Below are 23,484 nucleotides of genomic sequence, written 5' to 3'. Positions count from 1 at the left end.
TCTCCTTTAGGATCGTTGCGTCGAGTCTATCGTATCATGAATGAAATAATCGTTCTTTCCGTCATGTTTGACGCGGTACATCGCTTGGTCAGCATGTTGAATCAACGTATCGAGGTCAACACCATGATCCGGTGAGTAACTGAGTCCGATGCTCGTTCGGATTTCAATGACTTCTTCAGCAAATCGATAAGGATTGTCGTGCAAGTAGATTAAGAGGTCTGTCGCATATGCATGTAGCGTAGCAACGGTCGGTTGACGATAGAGTAAGAAAAACTCATCTCCACCGACACGGGCAGCAAAACCATATTGTTCCGCATGTTTTTCAAGAAGGCGAGCGATATGGATCAAAAAAGCATCACCGATCTGATGACCGTACGTATCGTTGATTGCTTTGAATCCATCGAGATCGACGACGGTGATCGCCACGTGATCATGCTCGAGCAACTCTTGCGCCGCTCGTTCGTAAAAGCTCCGGCGATTGGCGATTTTCGTCAACGGATCATGATAGGCGAAGAAACGAATCGTCTGTTCTGCTTCCTTGAAGGACTGAATATCGCGGATCAACAGCATCCCGTGCAGTTCCTGTTCGATGAAGACGAAATCAGCGTCCATGACGACGTAGCGTTCTTGCTGTTGTGCTGTTAAAATCTTCGTCTCGAATTCGTTGAACTTACGTTGCGATAAAAAATGCGTCATGTAGTGTAACATCCAATCCGCTTGTTTTTTCTCCGGTAAGTAAGTCGAAAACGTGCACGCCGTCAGCTCATCTGTTTCGAATAGCTGATGAGCAGCAGGATTAGCACTCTCGATTCGTCCTTCCCGGTCGAGTAAGAGGATGGCAGATGGATTCAAGTTATAAAGCGTCGCGAAGCGCTTCTGGTAGGACGCGAGATAATCAAACCGACGCATCGCGATCGCAAGAGCTCCTGCCCAGAATAGACCGCCATACATATAAGCATACGGTGGCATGATACCGTAGAACGACCAGTAGCCGAAGACGATATCCCACGCGAGAACGAGAACGGCGACACTCAGCAAGACGTTGATGATGCCGCGACGGGCATCGTTCAACTGTGTCCGAGCGTACACGAGCAGACCGATGACGAGAAGATGGAAGACGTTTCCGACCGTCATCGTCACTAGGTATTGTGTGTTGAATTCAGGATAGATGAACTGTCCGACCTGCGTGAATTGCTGACTGTTGATGACGTTCGTCTGGAATACGTATGTCGTCAGCACGACGCCCATCGGCAGATAGAAAATCCACGGATAGAGCAGTCGTGGCATCCGTTTCCATAAATTCGAGACGCGAAAGATGAAATGGAGCGATGTACTGAAAACGATTAGACCGGCATTCCCAAACCAGTAGGTCACGAACGCCGGACTCGACTCGATCGGAGAAGCGTTCCGGAAAAATTCACCGAGGAACAACATCCCGTAAGCGAACGTGAATAAGCTGAGCAGCCGGTGTTGTGGACGTGATGGATTGCGTAAGAAAATATCGACCGCCATATAGAACATGATGAAGGTCGGAATCAAGTAAACAATCGTAAACAGAAATAAGGATGGCATGGCGTTCCGCCCTTCTAGATGATTTTAGGTAGATAGTCTCAGTATAGTAGGCGCGCATTCACAAGGCGGAATGAATTTTTAAAAGAAGGGGAATCAGTCGAGATTTAATGTCAGCCGTCGTATTTTGGCGATCCCTTCGAGACCTGACGGATCATGATGCGTCTTATGGGCGACGAAATGTTCATCGGCTTCCGTCGTCCGGATCCGTAACGGACGTTCGTCGCGATGGACAACCTCGAAGATCACCTCAGCCAGAGTTTCTGCCGATTGGCGATTGGCATGTCGCGTCCGGTACGTCTGCAAATAAGCCGTAATGATCGGTTTGAAGTCATCTTCGTGTAAGCCACCTGTCTGTTCGAGTTGATCGAGAACATTCGCTGTAAAGTTCGTTTCGACAGCCGCTGGTTCAATCAAGGTGACGTCGATATTGAAGTACGGTTTATAGTAAGTGGCAAGACTTTCAAACAGCCCTTCAATCGCAAACTTACTGGCACAATACAGTTCGTTCATCGGTTGACCGACGAGTCCACTGACGCTTGATGTCGCCAGTAAGTGACTACCACCCGGTGCTTGTTTGAGTAAAGGGAGGCAGGCTTCAATCGTCCGGATGACACCGAAGACATTCGTTTCGAAGAGTTGCTTGATTTCATAACTCGTCGCTTGTCCCAGTGCACGCAATAAACCATGACCGGCATTACAGAACACGACGTCAAGATGATTGACTTCCTGTTCAATCTGCCGGACTGCTGCTTTAACGCTTGTTTCATCGGTCACATCGAGCGGTAAGAAGGTGAGTGTCGGTAACGATACAGTCATCTCTTCCGGACTCCTGACACCCGCGTAGACGAACCAGCCGGCTTCTGCAAACCGACGCGCCGTCGCAAGACCGATACCGGAAGAGGCGCCCGTGATCAACATCGTTTGCATACAGATTCCTCCGTTCTAAAAAGTAGTTGTCTCTATTATTTACCCGAATTCAGTAGAACTATTTGCGTTAAAATTGCGTATTTTAATGAAAAAACTTAAAATAAAGAAAAAAGGAGGCATGGATCGATGGGGCAAATGGAACGATTGCAACAGATGCGGGAATGGATCAAGACGAGTCCGGAAATTTCGCTCGATCAGCTGATGCAGGAATATCAGATTTCACGAGATACTGCACGGCGTGATGTCATTCTGCTCGAACAAGAAGGGGAAATCATCCGTGTCAAAAACGGATTGGTCCGTGCTGGTGGAACGCTCGCCTACGAACAGCGGACAGAAAAACCGGAAAAACGACGGATTGGACAACGCGCGGCACGTCACGTCCAAACAAACGATCGATTGTTGCTTGACGCTGCAACGACGGTATCTGAGATGGCGCGCGCACTTCCGCCGTATCCGCTACAAGTCATCACGAACTCACTCGATATCGCAGACTATGTCGGAGCTCGAACGGATATTGAACTGTACGTTACAGGTGGTCGTTTTGATCGACACGCACGGAGTCTGAGCGGGATCAAGACGGCGGACGACATCTTGAATTATCAAGTCGACAGTGTCTTTCTCGGAGCGTGTGGATTAACGGAAGAAGGACTTTTTGCGGAACAACTCGAAGAAGCGGTCGTAAAGAAGGCGATGATTCGAAGTGCGACCCGTGTCATCGTCCTCGCAGATCATACGAAATTCAATAAACGCTTTTTGCATAAGGTCTGTGACTGGGAACACATCGATGTCCTCGTCACGGATCAAGCACCAGACGCCTCGTGGCAAGAACGACTAGATCATTATCATGTCGATCTCGACGTGACAGAGGAGGAAACAACATGAACCCGATTCAAACGACGCTCGTCGGATTCGGCTTTTCAGCGGTGACGTTCCACGTCCCGTTCTTACAAGCGTTATCGGCATTTGAAGTGACACAAGTCGTCTCAAGTCGACCGAACCAAGTAGCGCAACATTTCAGTGAAGCGAAGGTCATCGCAACACTTGCTGAGGCGTTGCAGGACGACAGCACGGAACTCGTCATCATCACGACACCAACGGCACTGCATTTCGAAATGGCGAAACAAGCGATTGAAGCAAAGAAACACGTCTTACTCGAAAAGCCAGCAGTCGTGACGATTGCAGAAGCGTTCGCGCTACAAGATTTAGCGAAGCAGCATGGCGTTCAAGTCGCAGTCTATCAAAATCGTCGCTTTGACGGTGACTTCCTGACACTCGAACAGCTGATGGAGATGAACGAGATTGGTGACTGGCAAGTCATCGAGTCGCGCTTCGATCGCTATCGTCCGGTCGTTCGCGAACGTTGGCGGGAACAAGCGGGTGATGGAGCTGGCATCCTGTTTGATCTCGGCTCACACTTACTCGATCAAGCACTTGCCTTGTTCGGAGAACCGGATGCGTTGGTAGGAGATGTCTATCTACAACGCGACGGAGCGATCGTCGATGACGGATTCCACGTCACGTTGCACTACGGAACGCGTCGTGTCATTCTCCGTTCGACGTCCTTCATTCAAGGACCAACACCACGCTTCGAGTTCCATGCAACGCGTGGCAGTTACATCAAATACGGAATGGATCCGCAGGAAGGACGGCTTACGAAAGGATATCCTGTTGATCCACAACTCGGAGAAGATGAAGTGGATTCCTATGGCTACCTCCAGATCGCGGATCAGCCCGTCGAACGTCTCGCGACACTTCCGGGCAGTTATGCCACGTTTTACGAACAATTGGCGGAAGGACTTCGCGGAGGACAAGTGCCTGTCAATTTACGCGATGCTGAAAAAACGATGCGCTTGATTGAAGCGGTACGCGTCAGTAGTGATGAAGGACGACGCCTCGTGCGAAAGGAATGGGACGAATGGAAGAATTGAAGGTATTGCTGGCTGAAGAGGAAGAACTCGTCTTGACGTCACTGACGAATACGGAAGCGATTGGAATGGGGCATGAATTGATCGGTCGGGCGATGAAAGAGAATCTTTCGATTGCCGTTGAGATCAAACGAAACGGACAACGCTTATATTACGCGGCGCTCGATGGTACGGCACCGGATCAGGAAGAATGGATTCGCCGGAAATCGAACGTCGTCTTACGGCATGGCTACAGTTCGCTCTACATGCGTCGTTATAATGAAAGTAAGCATCGCTCGTATCATACGATGTATGCTGTTTCTCCAGCCGATTATGCGGATGCAGGTGGGTCGTTCCCGATTCGGATTGAAGGAGTCGGTGTCGTTGGTACGATCACCGTTTCCGGTCTATCTCAGGAAGCGGATCATCATCTCGCGACGGAAGCGTTGCGCTTACTTAAGAGGCAACAGCTGGGGCAGTGAAGTACTGGACTTGATAAGACGTCCTCACGATTTCCTACCCGCTTTCCTCAGGCGAGACACAAGCCAGTGCCGGCTGTCACAGACAGCCGAATCGGGTCTTGTTTGTCTCTGACAGCACGATGAATCGTGCTTTTTCCTGTAGGAGTCGTGTGGGAATGTGAGGACTGTTCTAAGTAGATAGGCAACACCTTGGTAAAAAAGCGTTAAACCTATCCTCACACAGTAAGTTATGATTTTACGTGGAAATCGGAAAGAACGAGAGGTCATACAAAATAATGAGTAAACGATTCATACTTAAATCAAAACAACACCTAAGTGGTGGTATTATCAAAATTGTCGTAGACACTGAAACAGGTGTAAATTATTTAATGACAAGTGGACTTGGTTTGAACGGAATGACACCGCTATTAGACAAAGAAGGTAAAGTCGTTATCGATAAGCCGATCAATTGAAGAAAAAGTGCATTTATTTGTCCCGAATCGTATTCCTGTTACAAGTACTCGCTCAAGGGGTCTTAGCTATTTCACTTTTCACGTTCATCAACTGATTTAAAAAATCCGAAACACTGAAGTAGCATCACTTCGGCATTTCGGATTTTTTTTGTTCTATTTTGATGGACCATGAGAAACAGTCGGACTCACGTTGTTCACGCGACTTCTACAGGAAAAAGCGCACGATCTTGAGCTGTCAGAGACAAACAAGACCCGAATCGACTGTCCATGACAGTCGAGACTGGCTTGTGTCTCGCCTGAGAAAAGCGCGTGAACGAATCGTGAGGACAATCGTCATGATGCCATCGAATCAGATGAAGCCGACATATCTTTGCGTGTGTTGCCGCGATAGACGAAGTAAAGCGCAGCAAGCATCGCAAGCAGACCGAGCATACGTTTTCCGTCGAGCGGGACGACGACGCCACCGAACGCGCCGATGTGGTCAATGACCATACCTGCTGCGAGTTGACCGATGACGGTCGCGATACTAGCTGCCGTGACACCGATTTGCGGGACAGCAAGAATCGTTAGGAATAGATAACTGACACCGAATAGGACGGCACTGAGTTGCCAACGTGGTGCTTCGAGCAAGAGTAAGACGTTTCCTTGACCAAAGAACAAAATGGCGAGTGCGAGAATCAGCATTCCGGTGAAGAATGTCAGGAACGTACTTTCCAGAGCCCCTGCCTTTTGACTGAAGGCACCGTTGATCGATGACTGCGCGCTCAGCATCACACCGCTAAGTAATGTAAAACCGAGTAATAGAATATTCATGAGCGAACCTCCTTAAAAGATGAGAAATAGAGCGACGAGCATCAAAGCTGAAGCCGTCAGCTTGTCACGATTGATTGGACGTTTCGGACTACCGAGCCAGCCGTAATGTTCGATGACCATGCTGGCAATCATCTGTCCGATGATGACACTGATCATCGCGAGACCGACACCGACGAGCGGGATGCTGATGATCAAGATCGTTAAGTAGATGCTACCGAGCAGACCACCGAGCAAGGTCCATTTCGGTGCGCGGAATGTATAGCCGAGTGAGCCTTTTCCGAAGAAGAGGACGATCAGTCCGATGATGATCGTACCGGCGAAGAAATTATAAAAGCTACTTTCGAGTTTTCCGACGAAGTTCCCGAGCTCACCATAGATGGCTCCTTCGACACTTAAAGCGATACCCGCAAGTAACGCGAGTACGTAATACACGATTTTCAACAGAATTCATCCTTTCACGAATCTAAATATCGAGAAATGTCGATATGTAAGGCGAGGAGAACGGATCAAAGTTCTCCTTTGAGGTACGTTGCGAGCTCTTGGATTTTTTCTTCATTTCGCCGGTAATACGTCCATTTGCCGTGACGTTCGGATTCGAGCAATCCGACTTTTTGCAACATCGCAAGATATTGGGAGACGGTCGATTGAGATAAGTTCGCCTTCTCTTGGATATCTCCGACGCAAATGCCTCCCTTGTCCGACAGATTCGTCGCGAGATGGGCCGACGGCTTATTGAAATGAGTCTCGGGATCCTTGAGCCAGCGTAAGATATCAAGACGTACCTCGTTCGATAATGCCTTGAATAGATCCACTTGATTTGTCATATGCTTAAACTAATCGATAATTCCCGATATGTCAATTCAAGGCACTTATGGTTGAACAAAGGCATGCTTGAGAAGACGATGTGTCACTTTGGTTGCCGTATAAGGCTCAAAGCCGAATCGTTCATAAAAGATACCGGCGTCATCCGTGTAAAGCCAAAGCTCGGAATACGTCAACAGCGCTTCCGGTACGATTTTTTCAAGCAGTTGTGTGCCGACGCCGTGATGTCGCATTTCCGGTAAGACATAGACATGACGGATGCGACCGACATCATCTGTACCGGTTTGTTTCATATAACCACCGCAGGCGATGACGTGTCCGGAAAGGGATAGGGCGACGAACAATGCTTCGCCGTCCTCTTGGAACGTCTCGTCCCGTCGTTCACGCAGCATCCGTTCAATGAAGGGATAGCCTTCTTGTGTACTCTTTGATAAGATCGGTAACCAGTTGAAGTCATCAAAATCGTTGACCCGTTCGATTGTCATCTCCATCTGTCATTCCTCCTTCTTCTCCCTTGGATATTCCTTTTTCGGGAGTGGGAAAAACACGAATCGAGAATCAATTCGAGCTTTTTTTAAATAGAGACTGGATTTTTAAAAGACGTTTTGCGTATAATGAGAAGTAATGGATTGAACGCAAATGAAAGGAAGTGGCCGTCACAATGAGCCTCAGCCGTTTAAGTAAAGAAGAGATTACTGATCTTTCGCTGATCGAATTCGTCAACGAAATGTTGCAAGAAGCTGGCGAACAGCCAATCACCTTCGATGACATCACGTCAGAAATCGAAAAGTATCATACGTTTACAGATGAAGAAGACAAGTTCGAGAAACTTGCTCAACTCTATACAGACATGAACATCGACGGAAACTTCGTCAACGTCGGAGCAAACCGTTGGTCACTCCGCGCTTGGTATCCGTTCGATAAGTCGGATGAGGATCTCGTCATCGAAGCGCGTCAACGTGGAGAACTCGATGAGTTTGAAGAAGAGTTCAACTATGATGCAGAAGAAGATGAGTTCGAGACGATTGAAGATGATCTCGATACATTCGCGAAGACAGCGGACTATGATTCAGCTGACGACAGCGAAGACGATGATACGTTCAAAAAAGTCGCAGCCATCGATGATCTCGATGACGATCTCGACGAAGAAGACTTAGAAGACTTCGAAGAAGAAGAAGAAGTCTAAGCACGATCAACCACAACTGTACAGCTGCTATTTCCCTATAGAAATGGCAGTTTTTTCGTTGACGGCTGACGAACGAGCACGGAAATTTTTCTTTGAAAAATTAGGCTTGACGAAGTTTTCCGAATGACGTAAGTTAGTCATGGGCTTCTTTAAGCAACGTGCTTATTTCAGCAAAAGTGTCTCCTATTCCAATGGGGGCACTTTTGCTTTTTTGTTTTTACCACCTCTGTATTGTTGAGATGTGAATTAGAGAAGGGAGCAATATTTAACATGACAAAGTATATTTTCGTAACAGGTGGCGTCGTATCGTCACTCGGTAAAGGGATCACCGCTGCATCGCTCGCTCGTCTCTTGAAAAACCGTGGTCTTAACGTCACGATCCAAAAATTCGACCCGTACATCAATATCGACCCGGGTACAATGAGCCCGTACCAACACGGGGAAGTATTCGTCACGGATGACGGCGCGGAGACAGACCTTGACCTTGGTCACTACGAGCGCTTCATCGATATCAACTTGAGCCAGAACGCAAACGTCACGTCTGGTCGTATCTACTCGACGATCCTCAAGAAGGAACGCCGCGGGGATTACAACGGTGGAACGGTCCAAGTCATTCCACACATCACGAACGAAATCAAAGATCGTGTCTTCCGTGCGGGCAAAGAAACGGGCGCTGACGTCGTCATCACAGAGATTGGTGGAACAGTAGGGGATATCGAATCGCTTCCGTTCATCGAAGCCATTCGTCAGGTGAAAAACGATATCGGGAAAGAAAACGTCATGTACGTCCACTGTACGCTCGTTCCGTATCTTGCAGCGGCAGGTGAGCTCAAGACGAAACCGACACAACACAGTGTCAAAGAACTCCGTAGCTACGGTATTCAACCAGACATCATCGTCTTACGTGCGGAGCACCCAGTCCCACAAGAGATGAAAGATAAAATCGCTCTCTTCTGTGACACACGTCCGGAAGCAGTCATCGAAGCACAAGATGCATCGACACTCTACGAAGTACCACTCAACTTGCAACGTCAAGGCATGGACCAACTCGTCTGTGATTACTTCAAGTTCGATACACCAGCTGCTGATATGACGGCTTGGAAACAACTCGTCCACACAGTGACGCACCTCGAGAAGACGACGAAGATCGCACTCGTCGGGAAATACGTCGAATTGCGTGATGCGTACATCTCGGTCGCAGAAGCATTGAAACACGCTGGATTCGCCTTCAACAGTGACATCGAAATCGACTGGATCAACGCAGAAGACGTGACGCGTGAAAACGTCAACGAATTGCTTGGTTCAGCAGACGGTATCCTCGTTCCTGGTGGATTTGGAGAACGCGGTATCGAAGGGAAAATCGAAGCAACACGTTTCGCACGTGAGAACAACGTACCGTTCTTCGGTATCTGTCTCGGGATGCAACTCGCGACAGTCGAATTCGCACGTAACGTCCTCAATCTTGAAGGCGCACACTCAGCGGAAATCGACCCAACGACACCATACCCGATCATCGACTTGTTGCCGGAACAAAAAGACATCGAGGATCTCGGTGGTACGCTCCGTCTCGGACTTTACCCATGTAAACTCGAAGATGGAACGAAAGCACGTGCCGCGTACTCAAGCGAGCTCGTCTACGAACGTCACCGTCATCGTTATGAGTTCGGTAACGAGTTCCGTGAGCAGTTCGAAGCGAACGGCATGGTCTTCTCAGGTACGAGCCCAGACGGTCGTCTCGTTGAGATCATCGAAATTCCAGAACACAAATGGTTCGTCGCATGTCAGTTCCACCCAGAATTGATCTCGCGTCCAGAACGTCCACAAGCACTCTTCCATGACTTCATCCAAGCTTCACTTGGTGAATAAGTCGTGTTCCAATAAACCTGTCTTCTTCAAGGAGACGGGTTTATTTTCATTTATCCCTATCGAAAAAAACCATATCTGCTATAATGGTAGCGGATTCATTCCTACGAATTTTAGATAGAGGGGGGAATATCATTGATTCCGAAGTATAAACATGTCGCTGAACAAATCGAGATCGAGATCAATGAGCACGTCTATCAACATACGAATAAACTGTTGACGGAAGACGAATACGCCCAAAAATTCGATGTCAGCCGGAACACGATCCGGAAGGCGATTGAGATTCTCGTCAATAAAGGGTACGTTTACCAAGTACAAGGGAGTGGCGTCTTCGTCCGCGATCATTATAAGAGTGATTACGTCAATCTTGAAAAACTACAAGGATTGACGAGTGACTTCAGTGGACGGAAGGTCGAGACACGCGTCCTTGCCTTCGAACAGACGAAAGCAGACGAAGAAGTCGCGGAACGCATGAAATGTCCGGTCGGTACACCGGTCTATTACGTCAAACGACTACGTCTCGTCGATGATCATCCGTTTTCGATCGAAGCGTCCTATTTCCGGAAAAATCTCGTCATGTATCTCGATGAGAACATCATTCAAAAATCGATCTATACGTATTTACGCAACGATCAAAATCTGTCGATTGGATTTGCGGATCGCGTCATCTATGCCGATTACTTGAATAGCAGTGACGCCGAGTTGCTTGGATTAAAAGAGAACGATCCATCCTTACTCGTCGACAATACGGTCTATTTGACGAATGGGAAAATCTTCGACGTCTCGCGAGCGACGCATCATTTCCGCCACGTGAAGATGCTGAAGGTCTCGAATATTAAATAAAAAGGAAACACACGAAGCGAATTTCGTGTGTTTTTTTTTATTTAATTTTTTTAAAAAGAAAGGGTTTACACGTTATGAAAGCGCATGCTATTATCGAACTGTATAATTTGTACCTATGAATTTAAGTTATCCATACAACAAAGGAGAGACAGCATGACTTCTGAAACAATTGAAATTACCCCGGAAGATATTTTTGGATTGATTGCCTTGTCGGGCGACGCCAAAGCAAGCTACCACCAAGCAATGTTACTGATGCAAGAAGGCAAAGTTGAAGAGGCACAAGCTGCCGTTACAGAAGGTGACGCGACACTCAAGGATGCCCATAGCATTCAGACGAAATTCGTCACACTCGAAGCACAAGGCAAGACAGCAACCGTCGGCGTCCTGATGGTACACGCGCAGGATCACCTCATGAACACGATCCTCGTCAAGGAAATGCTCGGATATATGATGAACATGCAAAACGAAATCAACCAATTGAAGGGAATGGATCAAAAATGATGAAAATCGGACTCTTTTGTGCGGCAGGTATGTCGACGAGTATGTTAGTAGAAAAAATGAAAGCGGTTGCCTTGGAGCGCGGCTTAGAAGCAGACATCGCAGCATACCCGGAATCAGAGATGGAAACATACGTCAACGAACTCGACGTCGCTCTCCTCGGACCACAGGTGAAATACCTTCTCGCAAAAGGAAAACAGATCTGTGAACCAAAAGGTGTACCGATCGATGTCATCAACACGATCGATTACGGCATGATGAACGGAACGAAAGTACTCGACCAAGCAATCAAACTCGCAAACAAATAAGAGGTGAAGACGATGAAAATGCCAAAAGATTTTCTATTCGGCGCTGCTTCTGCTTCTTATCAAGTAGAGGGTGCTTGGAACGTAGACGGAAAAGGCTTCTCGAACTGGGATGTCTTCTCGAAGATTCCTGGAAAGACGTTTGAAGCGACGAACGGGGATGTCGCAATCGATCATTACCACCGTTACAAAGAAGATATCGGTCTGATGGCAGAGATGGGTCTTGAATCGTATCGCTTCTCGATCTCATGGCCACGCATCTTCCCGAACGGCACAGGTGAAGTGAATGAAAAAGGACTTGAGTTCTATAACAACGTGATCGATGAGTGCCTTAAGCATGGGATCGTCCCGTTCGTGACACTCTATCACTGGGATTTACCACAAGTCCTTGAAGAACAGGGCGGCTGGCGAAGTCCTGAAACAGCAGACGCCTTCGTGCGTTTTGCGAAGACCTGTTTCGAAGCGTTCGGCGATCGTGTCCGCAACTGGATCACCTTCAACGAGACGGTCATCTTCTGTTCGCTCGGCTACTTGACGGGCGCACACCCACCCGGCATCACAGGCGATGCAAAAGCGTACTTCCAAACGACACACAACGTTTTCGTCGCTCACGCTCGCGCCGTCGAAGCGTTCAAGGAAGCGGGATATGAAGGAGAAATCGGCATCACGCACGTCTTCAACCCAGCGTTCAGCATCGATGAAGCGCCAGAGAACAAACAAGCTGAAGTCCATGCGAATGAATACGCGACACACTGGTTCTATGATCCGATTTTAAAAGGTGAATACCCAGCGTATGTCGTGAAGGATTTAGAAAAGCAGGGCTTGTTACCGGAATGGACAGAAGAAGAGCTCGATCTCTTGAAACGGACAGCACCGCTGAACGACTTCATCGGACTGAACTACTATTGTCCACAACGTGTCATGAAGAATGATTCGGCGCTCGTCATGGCAGGTGGTCGCGAAAACTCAACCGGACGTCCTGGGAACCCATCGTTCGATGGCGTCTATAAGACAGTCTTGATGGACGATAAAGTCTACACGAAGTGGGGCTGGGAAATCGCACCGGATGCCTTCCTTGAAGGAATGCGGATGCTCCAAGCACGATACGGCGATATCAAAATCTACATCACAGAGAACGGTCTCGGTGACGAGGATCCGATCGTCGGCGAAGAAATCATGGATACACCACGAATCGAGTACATCGAAAGTCACCTTCGCGCCGTCAAGCGTGCTGTCGAAGAGGGCATCAATGTCTCTGGTTATTATGCATGGTCCGTCATCGATCTACTCAGCTGGTTGAACGGATATAAAAAGCAGTACGGATTCATCTATGTCGATCATGCGAATGATCTGGCACGGAAGAAGAAACAGTCGTTCCATTGGTACCAGGAAATCATCGCGACACGTGCTGCTGAACTATAAGGAGGAGTCGGAATGAACCGATTAGAAACCGTATTTGAAAAAGTCACTCCTGCCTTCGCAAGATTCGCGAACGCCAAGCCTGTCCTTGCGATTAAGGACGGCTTCATCTTAACGATGCCGATGACGATCATCGGCTCGTTATTCCTACTGATTCTCGCGTTACCAATCCCAGGCTGGGAGAAGTTCATGACGGGCCTATTCGGTGCCGACTGGACATTACCGTTGACACAGGTCGTCGGTGCGACGTTTGATATTCTCGCATTGATTGGTGTCTTCGGTATTGCCTACTCGTACGTTAAAAACGAGAAGATCGAAGGGGTTCCAGCCGGGATTCTCGGAATCATCGCCTTCTTGATCATCACACAATCATCCGTTCTGTCGAAGTCAGGGGAAGTCGTCACGGGTGTCGTACCGAAAGTATGGACGGGCGGACAAGGGGTCCTTGCCTCGATCGTCGTCGGACTCGTCGTCGGTTTCATCTACTCGCAATTTATCAAGCGGGGCATCCGGATCAAGATGCCAGACGGTGTACCACCGGGCGTTTCGAATTCGTTCTCGGCCCTCATTCCGGGACTTGCGATCATCACGTTGTCTGTCGTCACGTTTGCCGTCTTCCAAGCGTTCGCTGACCGGACGTTCACGGAAGTTGTCTACGACGTCTTGCAAGCACCGATTCAAAACTTGACGGATACGCTCGCAGGAGCGGTCTTGATCATGATCTTGATGTCGGTCATGTGGTGGTGCGGGATTCACGGTGCAGCGATCATCATGGGAATCATGGGACCGTTGCTGACAGCAAATGCTTTGCAAAACCAAGCGATCATCGACTCCGGGAAAGAACTTGTCGTCGGTGACAACGCGAAGGTCGTTACGATTCAGTTCCTAGATGTCTTTACGAAACTCGGCGGAACAGGAATTACGGTCGGCTTCATCATCGCGACGTTGATCGTCGCCCGCTCGGCTCACTTGAAGCAGCTCGGGAAGCTGTCACTTGCGCCAAGTTTGTTCAACATCAACGAACCGGTCATCTTCGGGATGCCGATCGTCTTCAACCCGATCATGTTCGTTCCGTTCGTCATCGTACCAGCGATTGCATCCTTCATGGTCTACTTCTCGATCCTCTGGGGTTGGGTCGAACCATTTAATGCGCTTCAAGTACCATGGACGACACCACCCGTCATCTCTGGTTTCTTGATCAGCGGCTGGCAGGGCGCCTTGCTCCAGCTGGCGACGATTGCGATGTCGGTCGCGATCTATCTACCGTTCGTCCGCATGCAGGATCAGCTGTCTTACGGTGAAGAACTAAAAGCACAAGAAGAACATGCTTCGGCATGATCAAAAAAAAGGAAGCGCGAATGGCGCTTCCTTTTTGTATAACGGTCATTAACGGTTTCGCTTTGATTCAATGAAGATCGTAAGCTTAGTCAGACGCGAACACGTATCTAGTGAACTTATATTTATATTATAGAAGAAAAACGTCAATCCCACTCTTCCGTCATCTCTTGTAGTTGCGTCAAGATATGCGTCAGGAGAAACGCGCAAAGGGCAAGACTCGGCAGTCCGTGGCGTGAACCGTCCTCTGCGGGAAGCAGTCCTTTATTGAACTTCAATGCGAGCGGAGCAATCGAACGCTCGAGCGTTTCCGTCACGTCACTGAGTGTGACGATCGCATAAGGTGTATGCCATGCGTCGTAACGGGCAAGAGAAGCGAGGAGATCCGAGCGTTCCGTATCCGGCGTGAAGATCAAGACACGATCGACAGCGTGCAAGGTCTTTCGATCCTTGATCTTCGTAACGCGTTTCATCTGGTCCGGTCCTTCTGATAGCATCGGATAGAGTCCTTCACATTCACCATAGGCGTCGACGTAGACCGTACCTTCCCCGACAAGCGCCTGTGCAAGTAAGCGGACGACATCGAATAGTTCTTCTTCCTGTTTTGCGAGCGTTTGCAATTTTCCGTTGAATTGTGTAGCTAAGATTTTCATCATTTTTCTTCATCCTTTCTATGTTTCTCTCAAGGACAGTATAAAGCAAGTTTTGCTTTAGTGTAGAATGGAAATAACTAGAGGGGGAGTGGCAGAGATGAAAGGCAGATTGTTGATCGTCGAGGATGAGCCGGGAATCCGGAACTTACTTGCACAATTGTTCCGGGCAGAAGGGTATGAAACGGACGTCGCCGTCGATGGAGAGGAAGCGATCGTCTACTTACAAGAAGCGGCATACGATTTATTGTTGATGGATGTCAACATGCCGGGACGGACCGGGATTGAGGTCTTGCGTCATCAGGACCGAATCGGACGACGTGTCCGGACGATCCTAATGACGGCACTCGGTGAAAAAGAAGCGATGGAAGAAGCGAAACGATTAGGGGTCGTTGCCTTCTTCGGGAAGCCATTTGACATCTTTGAATTAAAAAAAGAAGTGACTGTGCAAATTTCTCACGATGTAAGCGGTTAATCTTTCACGTCGCCGTCACAAACCAAAAAACCGAGCGAAATGCTGTACGTTCCGATGAATCAGTATGTTATAATCAGTCTGAAATTGCACGAGTTCGTGTAAACAGCGATCAAAACAGAGGAGGATGTCATTATGCCATTAGTATCTATGACAGACATGTTAAACAAAGCTCTCGAAGGTAAGTATGCAGTAGGTCAATTCAACATCAACAACCTCGAGTGGACACAAGCGATTCTCGGTGCGGCTCAAGAAGAGCAGTCACCAGTCATCCTTGGAGTATCTGAAGGTGCAGCACGCCACATGGGCGGATTCTACACTGTCGTGAAAATGGTTGAAGGTCTCGTACACGACATGAAAATCACAGTTCCAGTTGCAATCCACCTCGACCACGGTTCGAGCGTTGAAAAATGTAAAGAAGCGATCGACGCTGGATTTACATCTGTCATGATCGATGATTCGCACAGCCCGATCGACACAAACATCGAAACAACTAAAGCAGTCGTTGAATACGCTCATTCTAAAGGCGTTTCAGTAGAAGCGGAAGTTGGTACAGTTGGCGGACAAGAAGACGACGTCATCGGTGATGTCATGTACGCGAAACTTGACGAGTGTGTACGCATCGTCAAAGAAACTGGAATCGACACGCTTGCTCCTGCACTCGGTTCTGTTCACGGACCATACAAAGGTGAACCAAACCTCGGATTCAAAGAGATGGAAGAAATCCGTGACGCTACAAACCTTCCACTCGTTCTTCACGGTGGAACTGGAATTCCGACACACGATATCGAAAAAGCGATCTCACTCGGAACTTCAAAAATCAACGTTAACACAGAGAACCAAATCTCATTCGCGAAAGTCGTTCGTGAAGTGTTAGCTGAGAAACCAGAAGCATATGACCCACGCGTATTCATCGCACCAGGTCGTGAAGCAATCAAACAAACTGTCATCGGTAAGATGCGTGAGTTCGGTTCAAGCAACAAAGCTTAATCGACTCCTCTTTAAAGTGCGGTAGACTTCGGTCTACCGTGCTTTTTTCATATCATGTGAACGTGTATTCAATGGAAAACAGTAGGACTTCTCGTGAAAAAAACCTATAATAGAGTCGTAAGCGATTTCAAGGGATGAAAGGGGAACGAGAAAGATGAGATTTTTCATTGACACAGCAAACGTAGAGGACATCAAGAAAGCACATAAAATGGGGATTTTAGATGGTGTCACGACGAATCCGTCACTCGTCGCTAAGGAAGGCGTCGATTTCCATACACGACTTCGTGAGATTTGTGAAATCGTCGGGGACGTCTCTGTCAGCGCCGAAGTCATCGCGCTTGATGCAGAAGGAATGATTCGTGAAGGGAAGGAACTTGCCCAGATCGCACCGAACATTACGGTTAAGGTGCCAATGACTCCGGCCGGACTCGAAGCGGTCGCAGCACTTTCAAAAGAAAAGATCACGACAAACGTCACATTGATCTTCAACCCGAACCAAGCATTACTCGCAGCACGTGCTGGTGCGACATATGTATCACCATTCCTCGGTCGTCTAGACGATATCGGACAAGATGGAATGGGACTCGTCGAGACGATTGCTCAAATTTTCGTCGTCCATGATATTCCGACACAAATTATCGCGGCATCGGTCCGGAATCCGGTACACGTGACGAACGCTGCTCTTGCGGGCGCAGACATCGCGACGATTCCATTCTCGGTCATCGAGTCACTCACACACCACCCACTCACGACGCAAGGAATCGAAAAATTCCTCGCAGACTGGGAAAAAACGCAGCAATAATCGTAGCGAAGAGAAAGGTTGATGGAACGTGGACATTTTGCATATCGTAGGGCAACAACGCCTAGAAGGAACCGTATCAATCAGTGGTTCGAAGCAAAGCGCCATCCCGTGTCTTGCTGCAGCCCTCCTGACGGATCAGACGGTCGTTCTTGAAGGCATGCCGGAGATTGGCGACGTCGCGACGATGATCGAGATTTTGGAGACGCTCGGCGCGGTCGTGACACGTCAAGGCGATATGGTGACGATTGATCCAAGTCGGGTCGAATCGATGCCGTTGACGGGTGCGGAGACGCGCAAGTTACGCGGATCGATCTACCTCATGAGCGTTCTGGCAGCCAGATTCAAACAAGGAGTCGTCGGTCTGCCTGGAGGTTATGCCATCGGACCACGACCGATTGATTTACACATCAAAGCACTAGAGCGTCTCGGTGTTTCTGTACGTAACGAGCAAGGCGTCCATTACATGCGCGTCGATCGTCTCGTCGGCAACCGGATTTACCTCGATCTCCCGTCTTTCGGAGCGACGATCAGTGCGTTACTCGTCGCTGTCTTCGCTGAAGGAACCACTGTCATCGAAAATGCTGCCTATGACCCAGAAGTCATCGACGTCAGTACGATGTTGACGAACATGGGGGCAAGCGTCAAAGGGGCAGGAACGGACGAGATTCGAATCAAGGGCGTATCGCAACTAAGTGGTTGCCGGCATACCTTGATTCCGGACCGGATGGAAGCAGGGACATTCTTGACGATGGGGGCGGCACTTGGACGCGTCACCGTCGACAACGTCATTCCGCTTCATCTCGAGAGCGTCATCCAAAAACTCGAGCGGTACGGTGCGTTGATCGAAGCAACGGATGATTCCGTCACGGCGACGTTTCAGGAGGCGAAGCCGGTCGATATTCGTGTCTTCCACTACGGTGGATTCCCAAGCGATCTACAACCTGTCATCTCGGCAGCATTGTTGCAAGCAAAAGGAGCGAGTATCGTCGTCGATAAATTGTATCCGCAACGTTTCCGACATGTACAGGAGCTACGGCGCTTGAACGCTCGGATCACGCATGAAGACGCCTCAATCATCATTCGTGGTGGAGAAACCTTACTTGGTACGGAAATCGAGGCACCGGACCCACGCGGTGGCGCAGCACTTGTCTTGGCGGGACTTCTCGCTTCAGGGGAGACGACGTTGCACCACGCAGAAGTGCTTGACCAGAGTTACGAACGATTTGATCAGAAGTTGAAGGAACTAGGCGCCCTCGTATGGCGTGAAACGATTTGACCGATTTGTAACAAGGGAGAGGGGACATACACATGGAGAGAAGTCTATCAATGGAACTTGTACGCGTCACGGAGGCAGCAGCGCTTGCCTCTGCGCGTTGGATGGGAAAAGGATTGAAGAATGAAGCGGATGACGCGGCAACAAGCGCAATGCGTGACGTCTTCGATACGATTCCGATGAAAGGAACCGTCGTTATCGGGGAAGGCGAGATGGATGAAGCACCAATGCTTTACATTGGAGAAAAGCTAGGAAATGGGTATGGACCACGACTCGACGTCGCTGTCGATCCGCTTGAAGGAACGAACATCGTCGCAAAAGGAACATGGGGCGCACTTGCTGTCCTCGCTGTCGCGGATGCAGGCGATTTGCTTCACGCACCGGATATGTACATGGATAAGATCGCAGTCGGTCCGGAAGCGGCAGGGCATATCAGTCTGGATGCGACGATCGAAGAAAACATCGCGGCAGTCGCGAAGGCGAAGAACAAGGAAATCGAAGACGTCGTCGTCTCGATCCTTGATCGTGAACGTCATGAAGAGATCATTCAACGAATTCGGGCAACAGGGGCGCGGATTCGCTTGATTGGTGACGGTGACGTCGCTGCTGCGATCAATACGGCATTCCCGCACACAGGGATCGATATCTTACTCGGTTCAGGTGGTGCACCGGAAGGCGTTCTTGCTGCCGTTGCCTTGAAATGTCTCGGTGGTGAGCTCCAAGGACGCTTGTTACCAGCAGACGAGGCAGAAGTCGAGCGGTGCAAGAAGATGGGCATTGAAGATCCATCGAAGATCCTCATGATGGACGACCTCGTTGCCGGAGATGACTGTATCTTTGCTGCGACAGGCGTCACGGACAGTGAATTGATGAAAGGTGTTCAGTTCACGGCGCAAGGCGGTCAGACACACTCTGTCGTCATGCGCGCGAAATCTGGAACGGTTCGCTTTGTCGAGGGTATCCACTCGTTCAAGAAGAAACCGAAGCTTGTCATTAAGTAAAACAGACCGACTCCCCAAAGAGAACGTCTGGATCCACACATGAAAAGAGTTGGCGTTCCGGATCATCTCCGGAATGCCAACTCTTTTTTGGTGATGTTTAAAACTGATAACGTTCATATCCTCACTTTCCTCAGGCGGGAGGTAAGCCGCGACATCTCGCAACTTATGCGAAATGCCGGGTCTTACCTTACCCTGACGGAAACGTTGAACCCGTTCCCTTTTCCTGTAGGAGTTGAGGATGAACGTCATGAATATTGAAATAATGAACATTATAACTATCACCGCGGACGCTGGACTTCTCCTGCTTGTCGGGTGACGTACCGACGCGGTAGAAAACGTGTCGAAAAGATATACCAGGCATTCCCGAAGCCAGGAACGATGAACGTTTTCCCCTTCATATAGCCGCGGTAGGCAATACGCGCAACCGTCGGAGCATCCATGACTCCCGGTCGCAAGAACAGCCGAGATTGTTCAAGGTTTGCTGCTGATTCGAAACCGGTATGTGTCGCGCCCGGACAGACGACGCTGACTTGAATCCCGTCTGCTGCAAGCTCTTCCGTTAATCCTTCCGAGAAATGAAGGACGTAGGCTTTCGTCGCGTAGTAGACACTCAGCCATGGACCACCTTCAAATGCAGCCGTTGAAGCGAGATGGACGATCCGTCCTTTGATTCCCTGTTCTTTCATGCGAGAGGCATAGACCTTCGTTACGTGTGTTAATGCTTCGATGTTCAAAGCAATCATTCGAGACTCGTCTTCAAACGAGGTCTCAAGGAAGGAACCGAAGACGCCGATTCCAGCATTGTTGATGACGCAGTCGACCGGAATGTGTTCCGTTGCCCGAAACAGTGCAAGACGATGCGTCCGCTTCGTTAAGTCATACGGAAAGACGGTTGCCGTTCCACCGAGTCGCTCGACATGGAACTTCGTTTCGAAGAGTGCTGTCGCATCGCGTCCGACGAGCAGGACGTGATCCCCTTGTCGTGCATGCAGATAAGCGAATTCACGACCAAGACCTCTTGAAGCACCTGTGATTAAGACATGCATCCTATTTCCTCCTTATGAATGAGATGAAAAAAAGCGATCGAGCCAATGCTCAACCGCTTTGAGATGATGAATTATAGGTAAGATCCTGCGCCGACAAGGCGTGAACCCCAGTACCCTGATTTGAAGCTTGAGTATTTAACGCCACCTGTTTCTGAGTTGACCATGCTTGACTTGCTTGTTGCGATCCCAACGTGCTGAATGCCGCTACCGTGTGAGAAGAAGACAAGATCTCCTGGTTGTACTTTTGAAACACTGACTTTCTTAGAAGAAGAATATTGTGAAGAAGACGTACGTGGCAATGTTTTACCAGCCGCTTTCTTGTACACGTAGCTTGTGAAACCAGAGCAGTCGAATCCACGAGTCGTCGTTCCGCCCCATACATAAGGTGTACCTTTATGTTTTGCTGCTTCGCTCAGGATTTTCGTCCGTTTAGAAGAAGAGCTCGTTGATTTTTTAGCGCTAGAAGATGATTTGTATGTCTTTGTGTACTGTGAGTAGACATAGCGTGTTTTACCGCCGTATGAGATTTTTGTCCAGCTGCCTGATTTGCCTTTGTATGTAAAGACTTGACCAGCGTTGACTTTCCCGACGATGCTTGCTTTCGTAGAAGGTGCTGTCCGAACACGAAGACCGTTGTCCGTGATCTTGACTTTCGTGACTGTCGCTGCTTCAACTTTACCTGTACCCACTGATGTAAAACCTGAAACCACTAAGGCTGCCGTCGCGATCGATGCTAGAAAACGTTTCATGTTAAGAATTCCTCCGTTTAATGTAGTGTGTTGCGTCCGTAAGTTATATGATGAAATCATTAAGTGTGTGATTAAGCAGTCTACCTTACAACTGTGTAAGAATTTTGTCTGCAGGAATATCTTAGCACGAGCACACTTGAAAACGTTTTTTCAGTTAGAAGACAAAACAGATGTTTTTGTAACATAACTGAAATAATATCTTTGAATATTACAAAGTAAGAAACGCAAAGGATTGTTGACGACGAATCAAAAAAAATATGATACCTTTAGTTCACGAATAAAATTACATACCTCCTGCTGTATGTATGGAAGTATGCTGAATGCAGTTGAATTTATAAAGAATAGGTGAAGAACATGCCAACAACTGATAAAAAAGATAAACCAGAACGTTCCTATACACTGGCTCAATTGAGTCAACTGACATTAAAAGAACTCTATGAAATCGCAAAGACAAAAAATGTCCCACAATACCGGGAAGCTCGTAAACGCGAGTTGATGTTCAAGATTCTAAAAGCACAGGCTGAATCGACTGGTCTTTATTTCCTCGAAGGGGTACTCGAAGTCATCCCTGGCAATCCACAAATGCAAAACGATGGTGGCTTTGGCTTCCTTCGTCCTATCAATTATTCCCAATCCTCTGAAGATATTTATATCGCAGCATCTCAAATCCGACGCTTTAATCTACGTAATGGTGATGTCGTCACAGGTAAAGTCCGTCCACCGAAGGAAAACGAACGGTTCCAAGGATTACTTAGCGTGGAAGCCGTTAACGGTGAAGCACCGGATACAGCCCGTAATCGTCTGTTCTTCCCGGCATTGACACCGATTTATCCGGATCGTTTGATGCGTCTAGAGACAGAGCCGCGCCATTTATCCGTTCGTGTCATGGATATGATTGCACCGGTTGGGTTTGGTCAACGTGGTTTGATCGTCGCACCACCAAAAGCAGGGAAGACATCACTCCTCAAAGAAATCGCGAACTCGATTCAAGAGAATCATCCGGATGTCGAACTGATTATTCTCTTGATTGATGAGCGACCTGAGGAAGTCACGGACATCGAGCGTTCAGTTCCGGGAGCAGATGTCGTCAGTTCGACGTTTGACGAAACACCAGACAATCACGTCCGGATTTCTGAGCTGGTCCTCGAGCGGGCGATGCGACTCGTCGAACACAAGAAGGATGTCGTCATCTTGATGGATTCGATCACGCGTCTGACACGGGCCTATAACTTAACGGTGCCGCAAAGCGGACGAACGCTCTCAGGCGGGATCGACCCAGCTGCATTCCATAAACCAAAACGGTTCTTTGGTGCGGCGCGAAACATCGAGCACGGTGGTAGTTTAACGATTCTTGCGACGGCGCTTGTCGAGACGGGATCGCGCATGGATGACGTCATCTATGAAGAATTCAAAGGAACTGGCAACATGGAACTGCATCTTGATCGGAAGTTGTCAGAGCGTCGAATCTTCCCAGCGATTGACATCCGAAAATCGGGTACGCGGAAGGAAGAACTGTTGCTTCCAAAAGAGCAGCTCGATGCGCTCTGGACGATTCGCCGGACGATGAACGAGTCGAACGAGTTCGTCGATACGTTCCTGCGTAAGATTCGTGACACGAAAAACAATGAAGAATTTTTCGTTGAACTCGAGAAAGAAAAGAAGAAGGCGGTCCGACGCGCACCAGCAAAACCGCGTACCGTCAAGAAGGAAACACCGACCGAAAAATAACTATTGCGACGCATAAAAAAATCGTTTAGTATAGGAAGGTAACTTACTCTGGCTCAGCAAATGAACCAGGGCGGAAGGAGAGAAATCAACCATGAAACAAGGAATTCACCCTAACTACAACAAAGTAGTATTTATGGATTCAACGACTGAGTACAAATTCTTAAGCGGTTCTACTCGTTCTTCGAACGAAACAATCACTTGGGAAGATGGTAACGAGTACCCACTCATCCGTGTGGATGTGTCTTCAGACTCGCACCCATTCTACACAGGTCGTCAAAAGTTCAACGCGGCAGATGGTCGTGTCGATCGCTTCAACAAAAAATACGGCCGCAAGTAATTACTTGTCGGTTCT

At 48.6% G+C, this 23,484-nt stretch carries 27 protein-coding genes; 18 read left to right on the top strand and 9 right to left on the bottom strand.

What is annotated here, in order from left to right; genetic code table 11:
* Positions 1 to 6: 6 nt before the first annotated feature.
* On the bottom strand, positions 7 to 1,572 hold the full coding sequence (locus P401_RS0112785; RefSeq protein ID WP_029342799.1) for a sensor domain-containing diguanylate cyclase: 1,566 nt from the start codon (positions 1,570 to 1,572) through the stop codon (positions 7 to 9).
* Positions 1,573 to 1,665: 93 nt separating this feature from the next.
* On the bottom strand, positions 1,666 to 2,499 hold the full coding sequence (locus tag P401_RS0112780) for an SDR family oxidoreductase (protein WP_029342798.1): 834 nt from the start codon (positions 2,497 to 2,499) through the stop codon (positions 1,666 to 1,668).
* Between the two features lie 126 nt (positions 2,500 to 2,625).
* Here P401_RS0112780 and P401_RS0112775 point away from each other — a divergent pair, with 126 nt between their 5' ends.
* The 4 genes from P401_RS0112775 (at position 2,626) to P401_RS18700 (ending at position 5,337) form a co-directional block, all read left to right on the top strand.
* On the top strand, positions 2,626 to 3,381 hold the full coding sequence (locus P401_RS0112775; RefSeq protein WP_029342797.1) for a DeoR/GlpR family DNA-binding transcription regulator: 756 nt from the start codon (positions 2,626 to 2,628) through the stop codon (positions 3,379 to 3,381).
* Positions 3,378 to 4,427, top strand: a complete 1,050-nt coding sequence (locus P401_RS0112770; RefSeq protein WP_029342796.1) for a Gfo/Idh/MocA family oxidoreductase — start codon at positions 3,378 to 3,380, stop codon at positions 4,425 to 4,427. The genes P401_RS0112775 and P401_RS0112770 overlap by 4 nt, the downstream gene beginning before the upstream one ends.
* Positions 4,415 to 4,885 carry a heme-degrading domain-containing protein gene (locus P401_RS0112765; protein WP_029342795.1) on the top strand — a complete coding sequence of 157 codons (471 nt, stop codon included), beginning with the start codon at positions 4,415 to 4,417 and terminating at the stop codon, positions 4,883 to 4,885. The genes P401_RS0112770 and P401_RS0112765 overlap by 13 nt, the downstream gene beginning before the upstream one ends.
* Positions 4,886 to 5,160: 275 nt before the next feature.
* The gene (locus P401_RS18700; RefSeq protein ID WP_169738099.1) at positions 5,161 to 5,337 is read left to right on the top strand and encodes a DUF6440 family protein; all 177 of its coding nucleotides are present in this window, start codon (positions 5,161 to 5,163) and stop codon (positions 5,335 to 5,337) included.
* A gap of 333 nt (positions 5,338 to 5,670) precedes the next feature.
* Here P401_RS18700 and P401_RS0112755 read toward each other — a convergent pair whose 3' ends face one another.
* The 4 genes from P401_RS0112755 to P401_RS0112740 all read right to left on the bottom strand — a co-directional run bounded on the left by P401_RS0112755 (position 5,671) and on the right by P401_RS0112740 (position 7,463).
* On the bottom strand, positions 5,671 to 6,150 hold the full coding sequence (locus P401_RS0112755) for a DMT family transporter (protein ID WP_029342794.1): 480 nt from the start codon (positions 6,148 to 6,150) through the stop codon (positions 5,671 to 5,673).
* A 12-nt stretch (positions 6,151 to 6,162) separates the two neighbouring features.
* Positions 6,163 to 6,591 (bottom strand): DMT family transporter, encoded by a 429-nt coding sequence (locus P401_RS0112750; RefSeq protein WP_023469565.1) that lies wholly within the window; start codon positions 6,589 to 6,591, stop codon positions 6,163 to 6,165.
* Between the two features lie 65 nt (positions 6,592 to 6,656).
* Positions 6,657 to 6,974: an ArsR/SmtB family transcription factor gene (locus tag P401_RS0112745; RefSeq protein ID WP_029342793.1), complete on the bottom strand. Its 318-nt coding sequence runs from the start codon at positions 6,972 to 6,974 to the stop codon at positions 6,657 to 6,659.
* Positions 6,975 to 7,019: 45 nt separating this feature from the next.
* Positions 7,020 to 7,463 carry a GNAT family N-acetyltransferase gene (locus P401_RS0112740; RefSeq protein WP_029342792.1) on the bottom strand — a complete coding sequence of 148 codons (444 nt, stop codon included), beginning with the start codon at positions 7,461 to 7,463 and terminating at the stop codon, positions 7,020 to 7,022.
* A 170-nt stretch (positions 7,464 to 7,633) separates the two neighbouring features.
* Here P401_RS0112740 and rpoE point away from each other — a divergent pair, with 170 nt between their 5' ends.
* From rpoE to P401_RS0112705, 7 genes are all read left to right on the top strand, one after another.
* Positions 7,634 to 8,158 carry a DNA-directed RNA polymerase subunit delta gene (gene rpoE, locus P401_RS0112735; protein WP_023469562.1) on the top strand — a complete coding sequence of 175 codons (525 nt, stop codon included), beginning with the start codon at positions 7,634 to 7,636 and terminating at the stop codon, positions 8,156 to 8,158.
* Positions 8,159 to 8,428: 270 nt separating this feature from the next.
* Positions 8,429 to 10,024 carry a CTP synthase gene (locus P401_RS0112730; RefSeq protein ID WP_029342791.1) on the top strand — a complete coding sequence of 532 codons (1,596 nt, stop codon included), beginning with the start codon at positions 8,429 to 8,431 and terminating at the stop codon, positions 10,022 to 10,024.
* Positions 10,025 to 10,156: 132 nt separating this feature from the next.
* Positions 10,157 to 10,864: a GntR family transcriptional regulator gene (locus P401_RS0112725; protein ID WP_029342790.1), complete on the top strand. Its 708-nt coding sequence runs from the start codon at positions 10,157 to 10,159 to the stop codon at positions 10,862 to 10,864.
* A 153-nt stretch (positions 10,865 to 11,017) separates the two neighbouring features.
* Positions 11,018 to 11,365: a PTS lactose/cellobiose transporter subunit IIA gene (locus P401_RS0112720; RefSeq protein ID WP_029342789.1), complete on the top strand. Its 348-nt coding sequence runs from the start codon at positions 11,018 to 11,020 to the stop codon at positions 11,363 to 11,365.
* Positions 11,362 to 11,670: a PTS sugar transporter subunit IIB gene (locus P401_RS0112715; protein ID WP_029342788.1), complete on the top strand. Its 309-nt coding sequence runs from the start codon at positions 11,362 to 11,364 to the stop codon at positions 11,668 to 11,670. Before P401_RS0112720 ends, P401_RS0112715 begins: the two co-directional genes overlap by 4 nt.
* A gap of 12 nt (positions 11,671 to 11,682) precedes the next feature.
* Positions 11,683 to 13,089 (top strand): GH1 family beta-glucosidase, encoded by a 1,407-nt coding sequence (locus P401_RS0112710; RefSeq protein WP_029342787.1) that lies wholly within the window; start codon positions 11,683 to 11,685, stop codon positions 13,087 to 13,089.
* 12 nt (positions 13,090 to 13,101) lie between these two features.
* On the top strand, positions 13,102 to 14,424 hold the full coding sequence (locus P401_RS0112705) for a PTS sugar transporter subunit IIC (RefSeq protein ID WP_029342786.1): 1,323 nt from the start codon (positions 13,102 to 13,104) through the stop codon (positions 14,422 to 14,424).
* A gap of 143 nt (positions 14,425 to 14,567) precedes the next feature.
* Here the strand turns inward: P401_RS0112705 and P401_RS0112700 are convergent, their stop codons facing one another.
* The gene (locus P401_RS0112700) at positions 14,568 to 15,077 is read right to left on the bottom strand and encodes a DUF2529 family protein (protein ID WP_029342785.1); all 510 of its coding nucleotides are present in this window, start codon (positions 15,075 to 15,077) and stop codon (positions 14,568 to 14,570) included.
* 94 nt (positions 15,078 to 15,171) lie between these two features.
* Here P401_RS0112700 and P401_RS0112695 point away from each other — a divergent pair, with 94 nt between their 5' ends.
* From P401_RS0112695 to glpX, 5 genes are all read left to right on the top strand, one after another.
* Complete coding sequence (locus P401_RS0112695; RefSeq protein WP_029342784.1) at positions 15,172 to 15,546, top strand: response regulator; 375 nt, start codon at positions 15,172 to 15,174, stop codon at positions 15,544 to 15,546.
* 132 nt (positions 15,547 to 15,678) lie between these two features.
* Positions 15,679 to 16,533 (top strand): class II fructose-1,6-bisphosphate aldolase, encoded by an 855-nt coding sequence (gene fba, locus P401_RS0112690; RefSeq protein ID WP_023469553.1) that lies wholly within the window; start codon positions 15,679 to 15,681, stop codon positions 16,531 to 16,533.
* 154 nt (positions 16,534 to 16,687) lie between these two features.
* Positions 16,688 to 17,335: a fructose-6-phosphate aldolase gene (gene fsa / locus P401_RS0112685; protein ID WP_023469552.1), complete on the top strand. Its 648-nt coding sequence runs from the start codon at positions 16,688 to 16,690 to the stop codon at positions 17,333 to 17,335.
* Between the two features lie 28 nt (positions 17,336 to 17,363).
* A complete protein-coding gene (murA, locus tag P401_RS0112680) occupies positions 17,364 to 18,611 on the top strand; it encodes a UDP-N-acetylglucosamine 1-carboxyvinyltransferase (RefSeq protein ID WP_029342783.1) in 1,248 nt (415 codons plus the stop codon).
* A 32-nt stretch (positions 18,612 to 18,643) separates the two neighbouring features.
* A complete protein-coding gene (glpX, locus tag P401_RS0112675; RefSeq protein ID WP_029342782.1) occupies positions 18,644 to 19,609 on the top strand; it encodes a class II fructose-bisphosphatase in 966 nt (321 codons plus the stop codon).
* 278 nt (positions 19,610 to 19,887) lie between these two features.
* On the opposite strand, the gene P401_RS0112670 is transcribed toward glpX, so the two are convergent.
* Both P401_RS0112670 and P401_RS0112665 read right to left on the bottom strand, forming a co-directional pair.
* The gene (locus P401_RS0112670; protein WP_029342781.1) at positions 19,888 to 20,655 is read right to left on the bottom strand and encodes an SDR family NAD(P)-dependent oxidoreductase; all 768 of its coding nucleotides are present in this window, start codon (positions 20,653 to 20,655) and stop codon (positions 19,888 to 19,890) included.
* A gap of 71 nt (positions 20,656 to 20,726) precedes the next feature.
* Complete coding sequence (locus P401_RS0112665) at positions 20,727 to 21,404, bottom strand: C40 family peptidase (RefSeq protein WP_029342780.1); 678 nt, start codon at positions 21,402 to 21,404, stop codon at positions 20,727 to 20,729.
* A gap of 354 nt (positions 21,405 to 21,758) precedes the next feature.
* On the opposite strand from P401_RS0112665, the gene rho reads away from it, so the two are divergent.
* Positions 21,759 to 23,132: a transcription termination factor Rho gene (rho, locus tag P401_RS0112660; protein WP_029342779.1), complete on the top strand. Its 1,374-nt coding sequence runs from the start codon at positions 21,759 to 21,761 to the stop codon at positions 23,130 to 23,132.
* 91 nt (positions 23,133 to 23,223) lie between these two features.
* Positions 23,224 to 23,469: a type B 50S ribosomal protein L31 gene (locus P401_RS0112655; protein ID WP_023469546.1), complete on the top strand. Its 246-nt coding sequence runs from the start codon at positions 23,224 to 23,226 to the stop codon at positions 23,467 to 23,469.
* Positions 23,470 to 23,484 lie beyond the last annotated feature (15 nt).

This window comes from Exiguobacterium acetylicum DSM 20416, assembly GCF_000702605.1.
Taxonomy (GTDB): Bacteria; Bacillota; Bacilli; order Exiguobacteriales; family Exiguobacteriaceae; genus Exiguobacterium_A; species Exiguobacterium_A acetylicum.
The sequence above is the reverse complement of the archived record's forward strand: the minus strand, read 5'-3'. Positions and strand labels throughout refer to the sequence as shown.